This is a genomic window from Methanospirillum sp. (assembly GCF_035560735.1).
Taxonomy (GTDB): domain Archaea; phylum Halobacteriota; class Methanomicrobia; order Methanomicrobiales; family Methanospirillaceae; genus Methanospirillum.
This window is the reverse complement of record NZ_DATMYY010000360.1, coordinates 1-3,417: the sequence shown is the minus strand read 5'-3', so window position 1 is coordinate 3,417 and position 3,417 is coordinate 1. Positions and strand designations below refer to the sequence as shown.

1 protein-coding gene is annotated in these 3,417 nt (G+C 42.3%); it reads right to left on the bottom strand.

Going from position 1 to position 3,417, the window contains the following annotated elements:
- Positions 1-328 precede the first annotated feature (328 nt).
- The coding region (locus VN429_RS10740) for a PAS domain S-box protein (protein ID WP_325633148.1) at positions 329-3,417 on the bottom strand (3,089 nt) is incomplete at its 5' end.

The window sequence follows — 3,417 nt, the reverse complement described above, 5'->3', positions numbered from 1 at the left end:
CATTAGTTCTTAGTTTTGTTTGCATTTTGACCGATTCAAACATCACTAAGGACACATTTATTTCTTGTTAGTGGCAAAGTTAGGTTACAGATACAACCGATCACTGATATCCAGGAAATATAAGGGCAGAACTCTTATCGTTGAATTTCGTGTTAGTGCAGGTATCATGTACTATTCTTTTATGGTACCATCATGAATCCGATACTCGGCATGTCGATTTTCAAAATAGGAAATAATTCTAGGTCTGTGATTATATCTCCAGATTTTCACCTGGTATACCCCTTCGGCTCACTAGTATCTTGTAGCCCGGATAATGATGATTTAGGTCTTAAAAATTATTCAGTCGATACTCTCCTTTAGGAATCCTGATCTCAAACCTGACTCCTTCTCCCTCTTGTCCAACTTCCTGAATGGACATTCCGGTAATCTCCAAAATTTCCCGCGAGAGGGACAATCCAAATCCGGTATGCTTGAAATACTCGCGCTTAAATATTGCTGATTTATATTTATCAGGGATTCCAATCCCGTCATCTACATATATGAGGATATAACCATCTGTATCTTCATGCCCGGATATCGTTATCCCTGTAATTTTCTCTCCATATCGTAGTGAATTGTCGATCAGGTTATGAAACACCTTTTCAAACAGAGGATCAGCATAGATGGAAAGCCCGGCAAAATCCTGGTGAAGATCGATAACACCCAGATCTAATGAGCGGATAGATTGTTGAATTACCGAATGAACATCCTGCCATGTCGGTGAGCGTACCCCGATATCCTGGTAGTCACGAGTGAACGATATCTGCCGTTCAATATTGTGAGCAAAGGTATCTGCTTTTTCAATATATATCCGACCATCAGGAGAAAGTTCATCGCCCAGGGCCAGGTCAAGTGAGAAGAACAGTCCTTGTAACTGATTTGCCACATCATGGCGGGTAATGCTTGACATCAGTTGTAACTTTTTGTTTGCAAGTGTTATGGCATCCTTTGCCTTCTTTCTCTCAGTTATATCTGTGCTCACAACCAGGATACCAATAACCTCATCCTTATCATCAAAGAGAGGCACTTTGTCGGTTTGCACCCATATCGGCTCACCAAATGGATAAATTCTCTCAACGATACCCAGTTTTGGTTTTTTTGAAGTAATAACCTCCAGGTCATCTGAGTAGTAAAGATCTGGTGCTCCGGGAAATATCTCAGAAAAGGTCTTCCCTTCAATCTCGTGGATCGGTTTTCCAAATAACCGTGCAGCAGCGGGATTTACTCGGATGAACGTGTTGTGGATATCTTTATACCAGATCATCGAGGGAACTTTTTCAAGAATGCTCTGGTGTTCACGAAGAATTTTATTCAGATTCTCTTCTGTTTGTTTCCTTTTGGTGATATCTTCAAATATTGCTACAAAATGACCTAATTCAGGCCGGTACGCCGCTATTTTCAGCCAGACATGAAGAGGAGTAAAATAAATCTCAAATACCTCGGGGACACCAGTTATCACGACCCGATTATAAATATCAAAGAGTTCAGGAATTTCCTCCCAAATACCGGGGATTGCCTCTGTTACTGGTTTCCCTTTAAGCCCCTTAAGCCCAGTGATCTGCTCAAAGGAATCATTCACATCGAGATATATCCAGTCTATCGGATGATTACTATCATCATAAACCATCTGACAGTACGCAAACCCCTCAAGCATATAGGTAAATAGTGACCGATAATGTTCCTCACTCGTTCGAAGGGCATTTTCCATCCGTTTCCGTTCAGATATATCCCGTATTGTTCCCTCAATCAAAACCGGATTATTCTCCTGATCCCGTACAATCTGACAATTTATGGAGACCGGCACTTGATACCCGGTTTTTGTAAGCATCGTGGTCTCATAATCCAATATGCGTTCTTGTACCAGAAGGAGTCTAACTAATTCATATCGGTCATCCGGATTGGGATACAGACGAAGGGCTGATGTTCCGACTAGGTCAGATACCTCCCACCCGGTGAGTTTTGTACAGGAGGGGGAGAGAGCTTGGATGATTCCATCCATGTCAGTCTGAAAGAAGAGATCAATAAAGTTTTCAAAGATTGATCGATATCTCTTTTCACTGCGCTCAAGATTTTCGTCTGCGATCTTATGTTCAGTGATATCGATTGCCGTAATAAGCCCGGCTTTCTTCTTTCCGATGGTTATTGTACTTCCTACACATTCAAGCCATCTGATTTCACCATTTTTTCTAATGATCGGTAATTCGTACCGATGAGTCATCCCTTCATCTCCCCGCAATCGTGCCTGCCCCAGGGCGATATACTGCTTCTGATACGTAGGATCAATAACCTCCCAGAACTTCATCGAAAGGAGTTCATCTTGTGAATATCCTGATATCTTCAAGGCTGCCGGGTTTGCATATGTCCATGCATCATCTTGGTACATCATGATCCCGGCTGTTGTAGAGTCAGAAAGTGCCCTAAATTTCTCTTCACTTGCTTGAAGAGCAGATTCAATCTCTTTCTCCTCTGTTATGTCATCAATCGCAACAATGACATAAGAAGAACATTCGATTTCCACAGGCTCTGCATTGATACTCAGCCACCGAAGAGAAGGGTGACCCTCAATCATCAGGGTCAATGGGATAACAGTTCCATGAATACTAACGCCGTCCTTTATTACCGCCTCAATCCCTGTCCGTAATGGGCAGTTTGGACAAGATGATGAGTATCCACATCCCCGGGGATCTTCCTCACTATGGATGCATCCTAATCCTCCTCCACCTCGTTTCCGGATAATATCTGCGGGATCCAGAAGAATTAACTCAGATAATGCCTTATTTGCCTGGGTGATTACGGTATCGGTATTGAGCAGGATGAGACCTACCGGAGCAGCCCGAAAAACTTGAAGAAAATTATTCCGCTCTGTTCGGAGAAGATTCTCCATGTTTTTCCGTATCGTTATATCCCGGTTACTGACTATTTTTCCAGCATAATTCCCCTTTGAATCATATATTGGCTGACAGACATGCCCAATCCATCGTATACACCCATCTTTTCGAACAATACGGTAATCAAGCCAGGATGAGGTTATCTCTTTCGAGCAGTTCTGCGTGTGAGTTATCCATAGAGGAATGTCTTCTTCAAGGATGATCTTGTTGCGAAGATCCGGATCCTGATAAAATTCCTTAGGGGTGTAACCGGTCACCTCTTCACATGATGGAGAGACATAGACCATTGTTCCATTTTGATCTCTCCAGTACACCCACTCATGTGAATATTCAGTTATAGTCCTGAATTTTTCTTCGCTCTTTTTGAGTGATTCCTCTGATTGAGCCCGAGATACTGACATTTTGATGATCTGGGTAAGTTCGAAAATCTGCGACTGAATCTCGTACGTTTTTTTCAGGTAAAAATCAGCACCGTTATTCAGTGCATCAA